The organism is Pseudomonas sp. UBA6562, from assembly GCF_002434265.1.
GTDB lineage: Bacteria > Pseudomonadota > Gammaproteobacteria > Pseudomonadales > Pseudomonadaceae > Aquipseudomonas.
Genome location: NZ_DJJS01000004.1, coordinates 176477 through 194655 on the forward strand (window position 1 = coordinate 176477; position 18179 = coordinate 194655).

Annotated in this window: 14 protein-coding genes; 8 read left to right on the plus strand and 6 right to left on the minus strand. The window is 63.5% G+C overall.

Annotated features, from left to right (window positions below):
• The first annotated feature begins 91 nt into the window (after positions 1-91).
• The 4 genes from B4M43_RS04990 (at position 92) to vapB (ending at position 4324) form a co-directional block, all read left to right on the plus strand.
• Positions 92-640, plus strand: a complete 549-nt coding sequence (locus B4M43_RS04990) for a sugar ABC transporter ATPase (RefSeq protein WP_296264755.1) — start codon at positions 92-94, stop codon at positions 638-640.
• Positions 641-823: 183 nt separating this feature from the next.
• On the plus strand, positions 824-2293 hold the full coding sequence (guaB, locus tag B4M43_RS04995) for an IMP dehydrogenase (RefSeq protein WP_296264756.1): 1470 nt from the start codon (positions 824-826) through the stop codon (positions 2291-2293).
• 78 nt (positions 2294-2371) lie between these two features.
• Entirely contained in the window at positions 2372-3949 is a 1578-nt protein-coding gene (gene guaA / locus B4M43_RS05000; RefSeq protein WP_296264757.1) for a glutamine-hydrolyzing GMP synthase, read from the plus strand.
• A 144-nt stretch (positions 3950-4093) separates the two neighbouring features.
• Entirely contained in the window at positions 4094-4324 is a 231-nt protein-coding gene (vapB, locus tag B4M43_RS05005) for a type II toxin-antitoxin system VapB family antitoxin (protein ID WP_296264760.1), read from the plus strand.
• Between the two features lie 341 nt (positions 4325-4665).
• Here the strand turns inward: vapB and B4M43_RS05010 are convergent, their stop codons facing one another.
• From B4M43_RS05010 to B4M43_RS05030, 5 genes are all read right to left on the minus strand, one after another.
• Entirely contained in the window at positions 4666-6687 is a 2022-nt protein-coding gene (locus B4M43_RS05010) for a methyl-accepting chemotaxis protein (RefSeq protein WP_296264761.1), read from the minus strand.
• A gap of 318 nt (positions 6688-7005) precedes the next feature.
• Positions 7006-7767 carry a phosphonate ABC transporter, permease protein PhnE gene (phnE, locus tag B4M43_RS05015; protein ID WP_296264763.1) on the minus strand — a complete coding sequence of 254 codons (762 nt, stop codon included), beginning with the start codon at positions 7765-7767 and terminating at the stop codon, positions 7006-7008.
• On the minus strand, positions 7764-8588 hold the full coding sequence (gene phnE / locus B4M43_RS05020) for a phosphonate ABC transporter, permease protein PhnE (protein ID WP_296264764.1): 825 nt from the start codon (positions 8586-8588) through the stop codon (positions 7764-7766). The genes phnE (B4M43_RS05015) and phnE (B4M43_RS05020) overlap by 4 nt, the downstream gene beginning before the upstream one ends.
• Positions 8582-9379, minus strand: coding sequence for a phosphonate ABC transporter ATP-binding protein (locus tag B4M43_RS05025; protein WP_296264765.1), 798 nt, complete (start codon positions 9377-9379; stop codon positions 8582-8584). The genes phnE (B4M43_RS05020) and B4M43_RS05025 overlap by 7 nt, the downstream gene beginning before the upstream one ends.
• Entirely contained in the window at positions 9376-10227 is an 852-nt protein-coding gene (locus B4M43_RS05030) for a putative selenate ABC transporter substrate-binding protein (protein WP_296264768.1), read from the minus strand. The genes B4M43_RS05025 and B4M43_RS05030 overlap by 4 nt, the downstream gene beginning before the upstream one ends.
• Positions 10228-10374: 147 nt before the next feature.
• Here B4M43_RS05030 and selD point away from each other — a divergent pair, with 147 nt between their 5' ends.
• The 3 genes from selD to B4M43_RS05045 all read left to right on the plus strand — a co-directional run bounded on the left by selD (position 10375) and on the right by B4M43_RS05045 (position 14548).
• A complete protein-coding gene (gene selD / locus B4M43_RS05035; RefSeq protein ID WP_296264770.1) occupies positions 10375-11409 on the plus strand; it encodes a selenide, water dikinase SelD in 1035 nt (344 codons plus the stop codon).
• Positions 11409-12500 (plus strand): tRNA 2-selenouridine(34) synthase MnmH, encoded by a 1092-nt coding sequence (gene mnmH / locus B4M43_RS05040; RefSeq protein WP_296264772.1) that lies wholly within the window; start codon positions 11409-11411, stop codon positions 12498-12500. The genes selD and mnmH overlap by 1 nt, the downstream gene beginning before the upstream one ends.
• Before the next feature lie 194 nt (positions 12501-12694).
• Positions 12695-14548: an ABC transporter ATP-binding protein gene (locus B4M43_RS05045; protein WP_296264774.1), complete on the plus strand. Its 1854-nt coding sequence runs from the start codon at positions 12695-12697 to the stop codon at positions 14546-14548.
• A gap of 78 nt (positions 14549-14626) precedes the next feature.
• On the opposite strand, the gene B4M43_RS05050 is transcribed toward B4M43_RS05045, so the two are convergent.
• Complete coding sequence (locus B4M43_RS05050; RefSeq protein WP_296264776.1) at positions 14627-16942, minus strand: autotransporter outer membrane beta-barrel domain-containing protein; 2316 nt, start codon at positions 16940-16942, stop codon at positions 14627-14629.
• A gap of 759 nt (positions 16943-17701) precedes the next feature.
• Between B4M43_RS05050 and B4M43_RS05055 the strand changes: the two genes are divergently transcribed.
• Positions 17702-18178 carry a YkgB family protein gene (locus tag B4M43_RS05055; protein ID WP_296264778.1) on the plus strand — a complete coding sequence of 159 codons (477 nt, stop codon included), beginning with the start codon at positions 17702-17704 and terminating at the stop codon, positions 18176-18178.
• The last annotated feature ends 1 nt before the right edge of the window (position 18179 follow it).

Here is an 18179-nt window from a genome sequence, read left to right on the forward strand (position 1 = left end):
ACGGCCAGTGGCAGGGGCGGGCAGGGCTGGCTATCTGCACCGTGGCGCAGGGGGTAGAATGGCCCGCCTCCACGCAGTCCGCAGGCCGTCCATGAATTCCCAGCGCATCATCGTCCCGAAAATGTCCAGCGTCATCGCCCACGAGGCGCGTTCCCGAGCGATCCTGCGCTGGCTGGTGCGCGAGCGGGTGGTCGAGGCGGCGCTCAGCACCTGTGGCAGCACCGGCAACCGCATGGGCCATGCCCTGGCCGAGGGCGCGCGCAAGATCGCCCTGCATCCGGAGCGGGTGCCGCTCGGTGAGCCGTTCAATGGCATGGAAGTGGTGTTGAAACGCTGCATCTACACACCGACCGACGGCTTTCTCGAAGAGGCCGGCTGCCCCGGGTGCCGGCGGGAAGTCGGCGAGCCGCTGTTCGACAGCCTGGAAGAGTGGATGCCGGGGCTGACCGACAACTTCACCTGCCCGCTGTGCGGACACGAAGACGACATCAACGGCTTTCTGTTCCTGCAGCCTTGCGCCTTCTCCAACCTCGGCTTCATCTTCAACAACTGGGGCGAGGCGGGCTTCACACCGGCATTCATCGAGCAATTCGCCGATTGGCTGGATCAGCCGGTCGCGGTGGTGGCCGTGCAGCGCTGAGGGTCGTTACGCGCCGTGTGCCCATCGACGGCGGCCTTGGCGCAGCTAACCGAATGCCGAACGAGCGGCGCGTGACGCATCAAAGCGTGCCGCTCGACGCTTACCCGCAGCTCGCCGTTGAGCTGGCGCCCCAGCAGGCGTATGATGGCGCGCTTCCATTTTTCCCGCCCGGGAGCCCCCGCGATGCTGCGTATCAGCCAAGAAGCCCTGACTTTCGACGATATCCTCCTTGTACCTGGCTACTCCGAGGTACTGCCCAATGAAGTCAGTCTCAAGACCCGTTTGACTCGTGGCATCGAGCTGAACATTCCCCTCGTTTCCGCCGCCATGGACACCGTCACCGAAGCCCGCCTGGCCATCGCCATGGCGCAGGAAGGCGGCATCGGTATCGTGCACAAGAACATGACCATCGAGCAGCAGGCCAGCGAAGTGCGCAAGGTCAAGAAGTTCGAGGCCGGCGTGGTCAAGGACCCGATCACCATCGAGGCCGACGCCACCGTGCGCGACCTGTTCGAACTGACCCGCATGAACAACATCTCCGGCGTTCCGGTGCTGGAGAACGGCGACCTGGTCGGCATCGTCACCTCCCGTGATGTGCGTTTCGAAACCCGTCTGGAAGCCCGCGTACGCGATGTGATGACGCCCAAAGAGCGTCTGGTCACCGTCCGCGAAGGCGCCGACAAGAACGAAGTGCGCGAGCTGCTGCACAAGCACCGCCTGGAAAAGGTCCTGATCGTCGACGCAGCCTTCAGCCTCAAAGGCATGATGACCGTCAAGGACATCGAGAAGGCCAAGGCCTACCCGCTGGCCAGCAAGGACGACCAAGGCCGTCTGCGCGTCGGCGCCGCCGTCGGCACCGGTAAGGACACCCCCGACCGCGTGGCCGCTCTGGTCGCCGCCGGCGTCGACGTGGTGGTGGTCGACACTGCCCATGGCCACTCCAAGGGCGTGATCGAGCGCGTGCGTTGGGTCAAGCAGACCTACCCGCAGGTTCAGGTCATCGGCGGCAACATCGCCACCGGCGCTGCCGCCAAGGCCCTGGCCGAAGCCGGCGCCGATGCGGTCAAGGTCGGTATCGGCCCAGGCTCGATCTGCACCACCCGTATCGTCGCAGGCGTCGGCGTGCCGCAGATCAGCGCCATCGCCAACGTCGCCGCCGCCCTCGAAGGCACCGGCGTACCGCTGATCGCCGACGGCGGCATCCGCTTCTCCGGCGACCTGTCCAAGGCCATCGTCGCCGGCGCCTCCTGCGTGATGATGGGCTCGATGTTCGCCGGCACCGAAGAGGCGCCAGGCGAGGTCGAGCTGTTCCAGGGCCGCTCCTACAAGGCCTACCGCGGCATGGGTTCGTTGGGTGCGATGGCGCAGTCGCAGGGTTCCTCGGACCGCTACTTCCAGGACTCCTCGGCCGGCGCCGAGAAGCTCGTGCCCGAAGGCATCGAAGGCCGCGTTCCCTACAAGGGCGCATTGGCTGCGATCATCCATCAGTTGATGGGCGGCCTGCGTTCCTCGATGGGCTACACCGGCAGCGCCACCATCGATGAGATGCGCACCAAGCCCGAGTTCGTGCGCATCACCGGTGCCGGTATGGCCGAGTCCCACGTGCACGACGTACAGATCACCAAAGAAGCCCCGAACTACCGCGTAGGTTGAGGTTTCATCCTCATCCTCGAGCGGGGCTGTCATGAACAGCCCCGCTTCGTTTCCGATTTCCACTGACGAGATTGAGTCATGGCCCTCGATATCCACGCCCACCGCATCCTGATCCTGGACTTCGGTTCCCAGTACACCCAACTGATCGCCCGCCGCGTGCGCGAGATCGGTGTGTATTGCGAACTGCACCCGTTCGACATGGACGACGAAGCGATCCGCGCCTTCAACCCGCGCGGCATCATCCTCGCCGGCGGCCCCGAGTCGGTGCACGAAGCCAACAGCCCGCGCGCGCCACAAGCCGTGTTCGACCTGGGCGTGCCGCTGCTGGGCATCTGCTACGGCATGCAGACCATGGCCGAGCAGCTGGGCGGCAAGGTCACCGGTTCCGAGCTGCGTGAGTTCGGCTACGCCCGCGTCGACGTAGTCGGCAAGAGCCGCCTGCTCGACGGCATCGAAGACCATGTCGACGCCGACGGCGTATTGGGCCTGGACGTGTGGATGAGCCACGGTGACAAGGTCACCTCGATGCCTGGCGATTTCCACGTCCTGGCCAGCACCCCGAGCTGCCCGATCGCCGGCATGTTCGACGACGCGCGCGGCTATTACGGCGTGCAGTTCCACCCGGAAGTGACCCATACCAAGCAGGGCGGTCGCATCCTCTCGCGCTTCATCCAGGACATCTGCGGCTGCGAAGCGCTGTGGACCCCGTCCAACATCGTCGAAGACGCCATCGCCCAGGTGCGTGAGCAAGTCGGCTCGGCCAACGTGCTGCTGGGCCTGTCCGGCGGCGTCGACTCCTCGGTGGTCGCCGCGCTGCTGCACCGCGCCATCGGCGACCAGCTGACCTGCGTGTTCGTCGACAACGGCCTGCTGCGCCTGCACGAAGGCGACCAGGTGATGGCCATGTTCAAGGAGAACATGGGCGTCAAGGTCATCCGCGCCGACGCCGAGGCCCAGTTCCTCGACAACCTGGCCGGCGAAGCCGACCCGGAGAAGAAGCGCAAGATCATCGGCCGCACCTTCATCGACATCTTCGATGCCGAAGCCAGCAAGCTGGACAACATCCAGTTCCTCGCCCAGGGCACCATCTACCCCGACGTGATCGAGTCGGCCGGCGCCAAAAGCGGCAAGGCCCACGTGATCAAGTCGCACCACAACGTGGGCGGCCTGCCGGAAGAGATGAACCTGAAACTGGTCGAGCCGCTGCGCGAACTGTTCAAGGACGAAGTGCGCAAGATCGGCCTGGAGCTGGGCCTGCCGTACGACATGGTCTACCGCCACCCGTTCCCGGGCCCGGGCCTGGGCGTGCGCATCCTCGGCGAGGTGAAGAAGGAATACGCCGACATCCTGCGCCGCGCCGACCACATCTTCATCGAAGAGCTGCGCAAGGCCGACTGGTACCACAAGACCAGCCAGGCGTTCGTGGTGTTCCAGCCGGTGAAGTCGGTGGGCGTGGTGGGCGATGGCCGTCGCTACGCGTGGGTCGTGGCGTTGCGTGCGGTGGAGACGGTCGACTTCATGACGGCGCGTTGGGCGCATCTGCCGTACGAGCTGCTGGAGACGGTAAGCGGGCGGATCATCAACGAGATCGAAGGGATTTCGCGGGTGACGTACGACGTGTCGAGCAAGCCGCCGGCGACGATTGAGTGGGAGTGATCCTGCGACCACCTCAAGAAACCGGCTTCGGCCGGTTTTTTGTTTTCGGGCCAATGTGGCATTAATGCCGGCACCGTTACGGTCCCTGGTGCATGAATTTTTAGCTAGATCGCACCTGTTCAACCTACGCAGGAGCCAACCCCAATGCGCACCGTCTCTATTTTCAAAAACGGCAAGAATCAAACCATTCGCCTGCCCAATGACATGGCCTACGAAGGCGTTGGCGAGCTGGAAATCACCCATATCGGTGACACCATCACGCTACGTCCTGTACGCTCAGACTGGCTTTCTTTGAGTGGTTTGCCCAACGCCGATAAGGATTTCCTCCAAGAGCGTGCAGAAGTCATCAGCGATGGAGGTAGGTTCACGCTGTGATCACATTCACGCTCGACACGTGTATGTACTCCTTCATCATGCGCGAACGTCCAGAGTCGGTCCTGTTACGACTTGCCGCATAGGCGGCGCGAAACAATCGGATCGTCATTTCCGCCGTTACCTATCCGGAAATGCGCTATGGGCAGATCGGTCATAAGCTTCGCCTAAACACAAGACGCTATTCGACACTCGCTAAAGCACCCGCGAGAGATCGGGTCCGCGTTGGATGTGGCCCAGTCATCTATTCAATCTGACCAAAAAAGCCTGAAACCGCGTATCTGTCAGGCGCAGCAGCGGCTCATCGCCGATGGGCGTGGTCGCCCAGTCGACTCGACTTGCGCCTACGCATGGGTGAGCCCGGTCAACGTGTCCGCAATGTTTTTAGTGCGTTGCGCCGTACCCTCGGTCGCGCGGCTCGACGCCTCAAGCGCATTGAGCATTTCGCGCAACGCGCCGACGCTAGTGGATTGGTCCTCGATCTGCTGGGCAACACGCTGGATCTCGCTGGACAGCAGGTCAATGTCCACGCCGATTTCCGCCGCATTCTTACGGGTGATTTCTGCCAGTTTGCGTACTTCGTCCGCCACCACCGCAAAACCCCGGCCCAGGTCGCCCGCGCGCGCCGCTTCAATGGCGGCGTTGAGCGCCAGCAGGTTGGTCTGCCCGGCGATCTGTTGGATCACCTGCACGATCGACTGGATGCGCAGACTCGACCCGGCCAGCGTGCGCGCACCTTCCACCGCCACATCCGCTTGGCTGGAAAGCCCTTCCACCGTCGTCCCTGCCTGGGTAGACACGGCGTTCTGCTGGTCGATCGTACCCACAAGTTCGTCCATCGACGCGTGCAACTCACCCGAGTAATGCTTGAGCTGCGCAGCGATGTCTTCCTGCTGGCGCTCGGCATGGGCCAACACCATGCCCAAGTCTGCCAAGCCTTCGAACACGTGCAGGATATTGCGGTCCAGCCCACGGGTATTGAGGGTAGTGCTGAAGTCTTTGTTCTTGAATGCGCTGATCTGCTTGACCACCACATGGTTCAGCCCAGCCAACTTCTTCACCTGGCGCCGTAGAAAGAACGCCTTGAACTCGCCGTAGTGGGCGATGAAGTCGTCCACGTACTCGTCACTGAAACTCGCGCCCTTGGTCACCCGAAAGAAGAAAATCGCCGTCAGCGTCTGGTTCAGGTTCAAACCCAGGATCTCCCCAAAGGTCGAAAACCCCGTCAACGGTACATCACCAAAAATGCCGGCCATGCTGCCCAGCTCGGCGCCGTTGTTCAGCCGGCGCAAAATGCAGTCGTTCAAGATCCCCGCCACCGGCTGGCCACCCTTGCCGCGCAGGAACTGCTCATAATCCCGGCGCGTCGCCTCACGCAACGGCGTGCGCCGCACCATCACCAACTCCTCGCCCGGCGCCACGTCGCAAAACAACTGTACGATCTGCTGCTCGTAATCGATGCGCGCAATGGACCGCACAAACAACTCGCTGCCCACCCGAATCGCAAACGAATAGTCCGCCAGCTTCGACTCCAGCGCCTGGGGGGCGCAATCGAACGCATCACACAGCGCTTGCACCATGCTCTTGATGTTGCCGTCGCTGTCGATCACCTGATCGATCGTGCGGTCCTCGACCGACGCAGTCAGCACACTGAAGGTCAAATCCGCCGGCTTGAAGTTCTGGCTCTTGAACACCCCGAACCGCACATGCGCCGCCGTCTTCAGGAACACGATCTGAGCATGGTTCTGATAACTGCGCTGACCGTCATGAATCAGCGTCTTTTGGAAATCCGACTTACCCCCGGCCGATCCCCCTACAAACAAACAAGGAAACCGCCCAGACTCATACAGCGCTTCCATGAAGAACGACTCCGACGCCGACAACCCGTCGAAGACCACGTACGCCAACGTATCGCGATGATCGATCGACATGCGTACCTGCACCCGCTTGATGTTGGCCACCAACTTGGCAATCCGCTCCTGCATCCCCAACCGCTTACCGCCACCGCGAATGTCCTCACACTCCAACGGCACCATCACCACTTCGGCCGAGGCGATCAGGCTGTCGTCGAATAGCTGCAATACCACCCGGTCCCAGCGCTCACCGGTCGCGCAATACAGCGAATTGGGTACGTTGCAGAGTTCGCCGGAGGTGGTGCACAGGCTGACGGTGGAGTGGGGGAAGCGGCGTTTGAGCTTGGCGGAGATGGCATCGATGTCCAGATGCGGCGAGATGAAACCGGTGATCAGGGTGGGGGTGATGCGTAAGGCGGCGAGGGCGGCGTCCAGGTCGTTGGCAGTGCTGTTGACCGTGACGGTGCCTTGATGATCGCTCCGGGCTTTTTTCAGACGGGAGAATGGGTTCATGGGGTGGACTCGATTGAAAAGGGGGAGGCTGCGATTAGTAGGGTAATCGGCAGCTTGGGCGGGGGCTGGAGGGGGGGGTGACGGATGGATGCGGTTGAAACGGCGAGCATCAAACCGTTCGCCTACCCAATGACATGGCCTACGAAGGCGTTGGCGAGCTTGAACTCACCCGTGTCGGTGACACCGCCACACGCCGTCCTGCGCGCCTGGGCTGGCTGTCCTTGAGTGATTTGCCCAAGGCAATTCGGCCTGGAATCACCTGCCAGTCGTCTCTCTAAACATTGCCGCCCTGCGCAAGCATCATCATCGACGCCCAACTCACGCCCAACGCTGCCGCGACCAGCCACTCAAGGCATCCACCGCCAGCACCAGCAACACCATGGCAATTATCACCGTGCTCGCCTGGGCTTCCTGGAACAGGCTAAGGCTGACATAGAGCATCTGCCCCAGCCCCCCGGCCCCCACGAAACCCATCACCGTAGCCATGCGGATGTTGTTTTCCCAGCGGTACAGAGTGTAGGCCAGGAGCTGCGGCCACAGGGTGGGCAAGGTGCCGTAGCAGAACGCCAGCCAGGCACTGCCGCCTTGCAAACGGATGGCAGCGGCAGGGTGTTCCGGGGTGTTTTCCAGGGCTTCCGCAAACAGCCGACCCAGCACGCCTGCCGTGTGCAGGGCCAACGCCAGTGTGCCCGCGTTGGGCCCCAGGCCTGCGGCCAGCACCATCAATACGGCCCACACCAATTCCGGGATCGCCCGCAAGGCGTTGAGCAGCAGGCGCGTGAATGTCTGCAGCGGCCAGCCCATTCGACCGGCGGCAGGCAGGGCCAAGGCGAGGCCGGCCAGCGCGGCGAGCAAGGTGCCCATCGCCGACATCGCCAGGGTTTCCAGCGTTGCGCCTGCGATGGCCCGCAAATGCCCTGCGCTGAAGTCGGGACGCATGAAGCGAGCGGCATAGCCTGCCATCTGGTCGAGGCTTGCGGAGGTGGCCAGGCCGGCCAGGTCGAGATCCAGATACCAGAACGAGCCGACGATCGAGATCAGAATGCCCGCCACGATCAGGGCCGAGGTGATGCGTCTCATGCCAGCCTCCTGCGCAGCAGGCGGCTGAGCTGGTCGGCAAGCAGTACCAGAATCAGAAAGGTCAGCAGCATGCTGGCAACTTCGGCGCCGGCGAACATGCGCATCGACAGGTCGAGCTGTTGACCCAGCCCACCGGCGCCCACGAAGCCCATCACCACCGAGGCGCGTACGGCGCATTCCCAACGGTAGACGGTGTAGGACGTCAGCTCGGCGATTGCCTCGGGAAGCACGCCGTAGAAGAACGCAGCCAAACGACCGGCGCCGGCCTGCACGAGCGCGTGCCGCGGGCGTTGGTCCACCGATTCGAAGATTTCCGCATAGACCTTGCCGAGCATGCCGGCGTAGGTGATGGCGATGGCCAACACACCCGCGGTGGGCCCAAGGCCCACCGCACGGACGAACAGCAGCGCCCAGACGATCTCCGGCACGCTACGCAGGAGGATCAGCACGATGCGCGCGAGCCAGCGCACGCACTGGCCCAGCGTGCCCGGACGGCCTCGGTCGACCCTCGAGAAGGACAGTGCCCGACTGGCCAGCAGGCTCGCCGGCGCGGCCAGCAGTAGCGCCAGCGACAGGCCCGCCGTGGCGATGGCCAGTGTCTGCAGCGTGGCATCGAGCAGCAGGGTGAGGAAATCCTTATCTCGTGCCGGCGGCCAGAAGCCTTCGAGGAAACTCCCCATCGATTGCGTGCTGTCTGGATATACCAGCACGCTCAGGTCCAGCTCGGCCAACCGTACACCGGGCCAGAGCAGCAGGATGGCCAGCACGCTGAGCAGCAGGCGTGGGCCGGCGGCCGGGTCGCGTCTGTCGCTGCTCAGCATCGCGCAGCCCAGGTAGCCGCAGGGTCGCTGCCTTGGGGGAGCGGTTGCAGTTGCTCGTTGGCGTACAGCGCATCGAGCCGTGCCTGGTCCACCTGCGTGCTGGGTAGATCGAAGGCGATCGAGCCGGCACGGATGCCAATGATGCGGGGAAAATGCCGCAGTGCCAGCTCGACCGCGTGCAGGCTGGCGATCAGGGTGATGCGCCTCGACTCGGCATCCTGACAAAGCAGTGACAACGTATGCTCGGCCAGGCGCGGATCCATCGCCGAGACCGGCTCGTCGGCCAGCAGCAAGTGCGGCGCCTGGTACAGGGCGCGGGCAATGCCGACCCGTTGCAGCTGGCCACCGGAAAGCTGGCCGCAGCGTACGAACAGCTTGTCGGCCATATCGAGTTTTTCCAGCTCGGCACGGGCGCCTGGGATGTCCACCGGATGCAGCAGGTTGAGCAGGCTCTTGCTCAGCCCCCATTGACCGAGCCTGCCGGCCAGCACGGCAGTGACCACGCGTTGGCGTGGCGGCAGCGGCGGCGCCTGATGAATCAGCCCGACCTGCGCGCGCAGGCGCTGACGTGCCCGGGCCGACAACTGCCAGGGCTGCCGGCCAAGCACCTCCAGCTCGCCCGCACTGGGCGGCAGTGCGGTTGCCAGCAGATTGAGCAGGCTCGACTTACCGGCGCCGGACGGGCCGATGATCGCCACGCGCTCGCCCTCTGCGACCGTGAGGTTCAGATCCCGCAGCGCCTGCACGCCGTTGCCGTGGCGTAGGCCGGCGCCGGCCAGACGCAGGGTCATTTCAGCAGTTCGGCGGCGCGCGCGGCCTCTTCGATACCGGTGTAGTTTTCAGGCTTGGTTTCTATGAAGCGGCTTGCCGCCTGCAAGTCCAGTATCGCCTTTTGCTCGGGCTTGGCGGGGTCGAGCGCCAGGAACGCCTGTTTGATCTTTTGCGCCAACGCCGGATCGAGGCTGCCGCGCACCGTCCAGTTGTAGTCGAAATAGGTCGGTGTGGTGGCGAATACTTTCACTTTGCTGGTGTCGACCTTACCGTTAGCGACCAGCTTGTCCCACACGCTGGCATTGAGCACGCCCGCATCGACCTTGCCCGCCTGCACCCAGGCGACGGTAGCGTCGTGGGCCCCGGAATAGCCGATACGGCTGAAGAAGGACTCCGGCTTGATGCCGTCCTTGAGCATGAAATAACGCGGCATCAGGCTGCCCGAGGTCGAGGAGATCGAGCCGAAGGCGAACGTCTTGCCCTTGAGGTCGCTCAAGGATTTCACATCGTCCCTGGCCGTGATGAATTTGCTGGTGAACTGGGCGTCCTGCTCGCGTTGCACCAGAGGCACCGCATTACCGGTTCTCTGCTGCACCTGAACGAAGGTGAAGCCGCCCAGCCATGCCATGTCCAGGCGATCCGAGGCCAGCGCTTCGACCACGGCAGGGTAGTCCGCCACCGGCACGAACTGCACCTTCATGCCCAATCGCTGTTCGAGGTACTCGCCCAGCGGTTTGAACTTGCGCAGCAATTCGGTGGGCGCCTCGTCGGGAATTGCCGAGACCCGCAAGATTTCGGCGGCATGGCTGGCCAGGGCGGAAACGGACAGGGCAAAGCCTGCGACCAGCGACAGGGTGCGCTTGAGCATGGTGAGTTCTCCGGTTCAATGGCGGAAAAAACGAAAAGACGCCGCTGGCAGCGCCGGTGAAGAGCGCCGCGATTATAGGAGGTAGGGCGAGAAAGGCCAGCTTTGCTAGAATCCGCACCCTGTTTTCGAATTGCAGAGAAAATCGCCATGAGTGAGCCGATCCGCCTGACCCAGTACAGCCACGGCGCCGGTTGCGGCTGCAAGATTTCCCCAAAGGTGCTGGATGTGATCCTGGCCGGCAGCGGCGCGCAGAATCTGGACCCCAACCTTTGGGTCGGCAACGCCTCGCGTGACGACGCGGCCGTGTACGCGCTGGACGAAAAACGCGGCGTGGTGTCGACCACCGACTTCTTCATGCCCATCGTCGACGATCCCTTCGATTTCGGGCGTATCGCCGCCACCAACGCCATCAGCGACATCTACGCGATGGGCGGCAATCCACTGATGGCCATCGCCATCCTCGGCTGGCCGGTGAACCTGTTGCCGGCGGAGGTCGCACGTGAGGTCATTCGCGGTGGTCGGGCCGTCTGCGATGCGGCCGGCATCCCGCTGGCAGGCGGCCATTCCATCGATGCTCCGGAGCCGATCTTCGGCCTGGCGGTGACCGGTGTGGTCGACAAGCGGCACATGAAGCGCAACGACACGGCCCAGGTGGGCGACCGCTTGTACCTGACCAAACCGCTGGGCATCGGCATCCTCACCACCGCCGAAAAGAAGTCCAAGCTGCGCCCCGAGGATGTCGGCCTTGCCCGCGACTGGATGTGCACGTTGAACAAACCGGGCAGCCATTTCGGCAAGCTCGACAGCGTCACGGCGATGACCGACGTCACCGGCTTCGGCTTGCTGGGGCATTTGGTGGAAATGGCCGACGGTGCCGGCCTCACCGCGCGCCTCGACTATGCCGCCGTACCGCGACTGCCGGGGGTCGAACACTACCTGGCACAGGACTGCGTGCCGGGCGGCACGTTGCGCAATTTCGACAGCTATGGCGAGCGCATCGCGGTCATCACCGATGCCCAGCGCGACCTGCTCTGCGATCCACAGACCAGCGGCGGCCTGCTGGTTGCGGTCAATGAAGAGGGTGAGGAAGCGTTCTTGGCCGCCGCTGCCCAGTTGGGCCTGAACCTTGCGCCCATCGGCGTACTGGTGGAGCGACAGCCTCACGCTGTCGAAGTGTTCTGATGCGCGAGGACGTCCGCGACTTTCACCCGCTGTTTCTCAACGACACGCCGATGATGGATACCCGCGCGCCGGTGGAGTTCGGCAAAGGCGCGTTCCCAGGCACGCTCAACCTGCCGTTGATGACCGATGTGGAACGCCAGAAGGTGGGTACCTGCTACAAGCAGCAGGGGCAGGATGCGGCCATCCGGCTTGGCCATCAGCTCGTCTGCGGCGAGGTCAAGGCGCGCCGGATCGCCGCTTGGACGCAATTCGTCCAGGACAATCCGCAAGGTTATCTGTACTGCTTTCGCGGCGGCCTGCGCTCGCAGATCGTGCAGCAGTGGCTGCGCGAAGCGGGCATCGACTATCCGCGCGTGGTGGGCGGTTACAAGGCGATGCGCACCTTCCTCATCGAAACCCTGGAGCAGGCCGTTGCGCAGTGCGATTTCGTGGTGCTTGGCGGCATGACCGGCACGGGCAAGACCGAGGTGCTGGCCAAGCGGCCTGACGCATTGGATCTGGAAGGCCACGCCAACCATCGCGGATCGAGCTTTGGCAAGCGTGCTACCGGGCAGCCGGCGCAGATCGATTTCGAGAACCGTCTGGCCATCGATGTCCTGAAGAAACGCCATGCCGGCATTCACCGTTTCGTGCTCGAGGACGAGGGCCGCACCGTGGGCAGCTGCAACGTGCCCATCGGGTTGTATCAGGGCATGCAGCGTTACCCGCTGATATGGCTGGAGGACAGTTTCGAGAACCGTGTCGAACGTATCCTGCGTGACTACGTGACCGACCTGAGCGCGGAATTCCTCGGCGAGCATGGCGAGGAACACGGCTTCGAGCGGTTCGCCGAGCGCCTGTTGCAGAGCCTGGACAACATCCACAAGCGTCTTGGCGGCGAGCGCCACCAGCGCTTGCGTGCGTTGATGGCGGCGGCGCTGGACGCGCAGCGCGGCTCGGGTTCGGTGGAGCTGCATCGCGCCTGGATCGAAGGCCTTCTGCACGAGTACTACGACCCGATGTATGCGCATCAGCGGCAAGCCAAGGGCGAGCGCGTCGAGTTCGTGGGGGATACCGAGGCTGTGGAGCAATACCTGGCGCAACGGGGCTGAGCGGGGCTCGTTTATGCCCTCGCGTCCGCCTGCCTGGGGCTTGACCAAGCCGTCTGCGTTGGCCTGGCAGACTTAGGCCAGCGCACCCAGGTCGCATCGTCCGATGCACGCGAACGCAGCATTCGGCCCGCCCAACAGGTCAACTACCGACGATTGCTGGCAAAATCGCCCCGTCGACCTACCTGGAGCCCCCCATGCTGCGCGCCTTCGAACGCTGGCTAGACCCCTTTCCCCCCGACGAAGCGCCACCGCCGCCCATGGGCCTGGCGCGCTTCCTGTGGGCCTGCACCCGCGGCGCCCGCCGTTACATCCTGATGATGGCGCTGCTCAGCGCCGCGGTCTCGATCTACGAAGCCTGGCTCTTCTCTTTCCTGGGCCAGGTCGTGGACCTGCTCTCCACCTGGAAGGTCGGCGGCGTTGTCAGCGACCAGGAGCGCCATGTGCTGTGGGGCGTCGGCATCGTACTGGTGGTCAGCATCGTGCTGGTGTCGTTGCGCACGCTGGTGCAGCACCAGGTGCTGGCGATCAACCTGCCGCTGCGCCTGCGCTGGGACTTCCACCGGCTGATGCTGCGCCAGAGCCTGTCGTTCTTTTCCGACGAATTCTCCGGACGGGTCACCACCAAGGTCATGCAGACGGCGCTGGCCGTGCGTGAAGTGCTGTTCACCCTGGTCGAAATCATCCCCGGTATCGGGGTGTACTTCGTGGCCATCGTCGCCCTGGCGGGCGGCTTCGCACCCCGGCTGATGGTGCCGTTCCTGGCCTGGCTCGCGCTGTTCGGCCTGACCCTGTGGTACTTCGTGCCGCGCCTGGGCCGTGTGGGGCAGGAGCAGGCCAACGCGCGCTCGTCCATGACCGGGCGCATCTCCGATGCCTACACCAACATCACCACGGTCAAGCTGTTCTCCCATTCCAAACGCGAAGCGCACTTCGCACGGGCGGCGATGGAAGACTTCAAGCAGACCGGCTTTCGCCAGATGCGCCTGGTCAGCCAGTTCGAGATCGCCAACCAGGTGCTGGTGGTCGGCCTGATCATGGGCGCTGGCGGCTATGCGCTGTGGCTTTGGCATCAGGACGCCGTGGGCGCCGGCGCGGTGGCCGCCATCACCGCCATGGCCCTGCGCATCAACGGCATGTCGCACTGGATCATGTGGCAGATGACCTCGCTGTTCGAAAGCATCGGCACCGTACAGGACGGCATGGACACGCTCACCCGTGGCCCCAAGGTCCAGGACGCGCCCGAGGCCGGCGTGCTGCAGACCCGCGGCGGGGCGGTGCGTTTCGACCAGGTGAGTTTCAACTACAACGGCGAACGCCAGGTGCTCGACGGCTTGAGCCTCGATATTGCCGCCGGCGAGAAGATCGGCCTGGTCGGCCGCTCCGGCGCGGGCAAATCCACGCTGATCAACCTGCTGTTGCGTTTCTACGATGTCGACAGCGGTGCCATCAGCATCGACGGCCAGAACATCGCCGAAGTGACGCAGGACAGTCTGCGCAGCGCAATCGGCATGGTCACGCAGGACACCTCGCTGCTGCACCGCTCGATTCGCGACAACATCGCCTATGGCAGACCCGACGCCACCGACGAGCAGATCCGCCGTGCGGCCACCCATGCCCAGGCCGACGGCTTCATCCAGCAATTGAGCGACAAGCACGGCCACAGCGGTTACGACACCCTGGTCGGCGAGCGCGGCATCAAGCTCTCCGGCGGCCAGCGCCAGCGCGTGGCCATCGCCCGCGTCATGCTCAAGGACGCGCCCATCCTGCTGCTGGACGAAGCCACCAGCGCGCTGGATTCGGAAGTGGAAGTGGCGATCCAGGAAAGCCTCGACGAGATGATGCAGGGCAAGACCGTCATCGCCATCGCGCATCGGCTGTCGACCATCGCTGCGATGGACCGGCTGATCGTCATGGACAATGGGCGCATCATCGAGCAGGGCAGCCATGCCGAGCTACTGACCAGGAATGGCACCTACGCTCGGCTTTGGCAGCACCAGAGCGGCGGGTTCCTGGGGGAGGATCAAGGGGTGGTCGAAACCCTGGAATAGGGTGGTAGGCGGCAATGCTCGACGCCTCGCCACAAGGCCCGCATTCGCGGGCCTTGTGGTTTCAGACAAAGGCGTCGATCAGAAGTCGTAGCGCACGTTCGCACTGAACGTATCGGCATCGAAGCTACTGCTGGTCACATAGTTGTACGACCCGCCCACGCTCCAGGCGCCTACCCGGTAGTTGGCGCCCACACCCAGCTCGTAGCTGTCGCGCGCCGGCGTTGCGCCGGTGGTGGTGAAGGCGTTGCCGCCGAGCAGGAAGGTCGAGGTGGTACCGGTCTTGTCGCCGATGAAGTCGTGCCAGGCCATCAGCTTGGCTTCCGGCTCCAGGCTGCCGGCACCGACGTCGAAGGCGGCCGCCAGGCGTGCGCCCGCACCCATTTCACCGATTTCGTAGCGCTGGCTGCCCACCTTGAGGGCAGCCGAGCTGCCTTTTTCGCGGTACGAATCGATCGACACGTTGGCGTAGCGCGCGCCGATCTGCGGTTCGAGCAGCCACTGCCGGTCGAGCTGCAAGGTGTAGCCGGCCAAGGCGTTGACGCCGAAGATTTCGCTGTCGTAGTTGGCCTTGGCGCGAGTGCCGGCGATGTAGCGTTTGGACTCATTGTCGTTCCAGCCATACATCAGCGAGGTGTCGACGAAGACGTTGTCGCGGGTCCAGTTGCCGTACAGGGTCAGGGCGTGGCCGTCGACGTCGGTCTTGTGGCCCAGGTCGGATTTGACGTTGCTGTTGAGGTAGCTGTAGGCCAAGCCCAGGGTTGTGTCAGCGTTGAGCTTGCCGTCGGCGCCCACGGCGATGCCCTGGGTGTTGGCGTCGTAGCCGTCGACGCCATGGCGGCGGTCCTGGTCGGCGTTGCCGGACAGCGCCTGGATCCAGACACCTTTTTCCTCCCGCACATCGCCGGAGGACAGGCCGCTGCGCCCTTTGCTGGCGCGCTGCTGGATGGCGCCGGCGACCAGGTTCTGACTATTGGTCGCGGCATGCACCACGCCGCGGCTGACATCCGGCGTCAGAGTTTCGGCCAGCTTGGCCAGCTCTTCGCGGGTGCTGGCATTGGCGAAGCGCTGGAATACTGGATCAGTTTCGTCCAACTGGCCCAGGACAGCGTTCTTGAGCGGCTTGATGGCGTTCACCGCGTTGCTCGAGCCATTGGCCTCTTGCAGGTCTTCGGTGACCGCTTCGTCGCTGCGCGTCGCGACCAGGGCTTTGACGTCCTGGCCTTCGATGCCGAAGTTTCTGACTTCGAGCAGCGCCGAGGACGACACGACGGACAGGTTCTGCGGGTCTTCCCAAGTGCCGGAGTTGAGGAGGGTGTAGCGCGTGCCGTCGGCCGAAGTACGGAAGTCGTCGGAGCGGGCTTGCAGCTCGATCTGGCTGCCCGGCGCGAAGAAGGTGTTGCCGGTGACTTTCAGAATCGGTGCGTTGGGCAGGGTGTCGTTGTCCAGCAGCAGGCGCAGGCGTGCGGTGGCGCTGTCCATGTCGAGGTCGCCGGCGATCGTGGTTTGCGGTCGCAGCAGCGTCAGGCGGCCGCCGTCGATGTCGACGAAGCCGGCACGGATGGTCGAGCCGTCGAAGGTCGCGTCCCCTTGCACCAGTACGCCGCTCAGGCCCAGCACGTCGCCTTTGACCTGCCCGCCTTGCCAGTAGAAGTACGAAGGTGCCGCACCTTCCTGCGCCAGAATCGCCGCGGTACCGCCTTCGATCAGGCCGCCCGTCTGGGTGATGGCGAAGGTGTCGAATCTACCGACTCCGTTGACGATGCCGGCCTCGTCGAGGCCGACGAGGTGAATGCCTACGCCATCGGCCGAGATGGTGCCGCTGTTGTTGACGTCGGTATTGGGCGCAACGCCGGTGCTTTGATTGGTGAAGCGGGCGTTCTCGATCTCGATGCCTGTGGCGCCGTTGCCGCGCGCAGTGAGGGTGCCGGTGTTATTGAGGCGCGCCTGGCTCGACGTGACCAACATTGCTTCGGCACGGTCGCCGGTTACGGTGATCTTGCCGTTGTTGGTGACGTCGCCGGTAATGGTCGTCTGGTACAGGTCCAGTCCCGTGGCGGCGTTCCCGCTCACGGTGATATCGCCTTGGTTGACCAAGTCGCCGGCGATCGTAGTGCCAACGACGATGGACATACCGGTGGGGAAATCGAGGGGGGCGGCAGCCGTCACATTGATCTTGCCCTGATTCACCAGGCTACCCGCTACGGCGGTGTTAATCAGCTGCACGCCTGCGTTTTGCGACGTTCCGATGAAGGTGAGGTTGTTGAACGCATCGCCATTGCTCTTGTACGCACCTTGGCTCAGGTCGTACGTGAAGTCGGAGGCGGCATGGGCCGAGGCAGTGGTCGCTGCGATGGAGAGCGCCAACAACGAGCGGCGCAAAGGGGAGATGTTCAAGGCAGTATCCTTACAGGGCAGAAGCTGGCAGGAAACGACCGGCGCGTCAGCGTCTGTTTCGGCATCCTTGCCAGCTTGTCAGTGAGTGCTGATTCAAGCGCGCTTGAATTTACACGATGAACGCCGGGCTTTTCACCCTAATCGTATTCGTGATGAAGAAAATAATCGGGACTTGCGAAGGGTTCATATATGTTCAGCGCGATGGACAAGTCGGGCGAGGAAAAATTGAACGTGGGCGAAACAGATCAATGGCGTGTCCCCGTTAACCAAAAGACGATTCACTCAGAGACGGTGCTCAGTACAACGGGTTGCTCGAGGGCGAGTGAAGTTGCGCGCGCGTTGTCCGTTATCGATAGCCCGCCCCAGACCGTTAACTTCCGTACACGCCCGCTGTCCAGCACCGAGGGCGTTGCATTATCTGTTGCGCAAAGCGCGCGTGGCCGTTGCCAGGGATTCCATGCCAGAAAGTGGGAGCAGCACACTGAAGTTCGGTGCGGCGAAGCTTGCAGGACTGGCTTCTTCCTACGAGCCTGTAGGGCTTTCCACTGAAACGTATACCTATAGTTACGTACCATCTCAGCCGAGTCTCAAGGCATCCAAGAATCCGCCACTTGGCCTGCGAAAAGTAATGGTTTAGCGCGCACCAGACACATACAAACCGTAACAGCTGTCTTGTTTTTCGAGCGCCCATCAAGGGCTATCGTGCGTGCCCTCCACGGTGCGCACGCGCTGTCTTTCTATGTTTGAAGGGGCTCCACGATGAAGGCTTTGTTGAATACGCGGTTTATCCAGACACCTCTGGAAATCGAATGCATGCGCTGGTCGCTGATCGTGATCTTCCTGCTGTTCGGCTACAGCAAGTGGTTCGATTACGAGGCCCAGGCGCTGATCCCGTTGATCGGCAACAGCCCGTTGTTGGCCTGGACCCACAGCGTATTCGGCATTCAAGGGGCGAGTTACCTGTTGGGGGTGGCGGAGTGGTCGATCGGCCTAGGGCTGATCGTCGGTATCTGGTCCGCCAGGATCACGCTGCTGGCCGCTGCCGGTTCCTGCCTGACCTATCTGGTGACGCTGAGCCTGATCGTCACCACTCCCGAAGCCTGGGAAGCCTCGGCAGGCGGATTTCCGGCGCTGGGTGCGGAATCGGGCTTCCTGCTCAAGGACCTGGTGCTGCTGGCCGGCTCGCTGATCCTGTTCAAGCACGCCGTAGTGCAACAGGCGCACGAGCGCCGCTAGC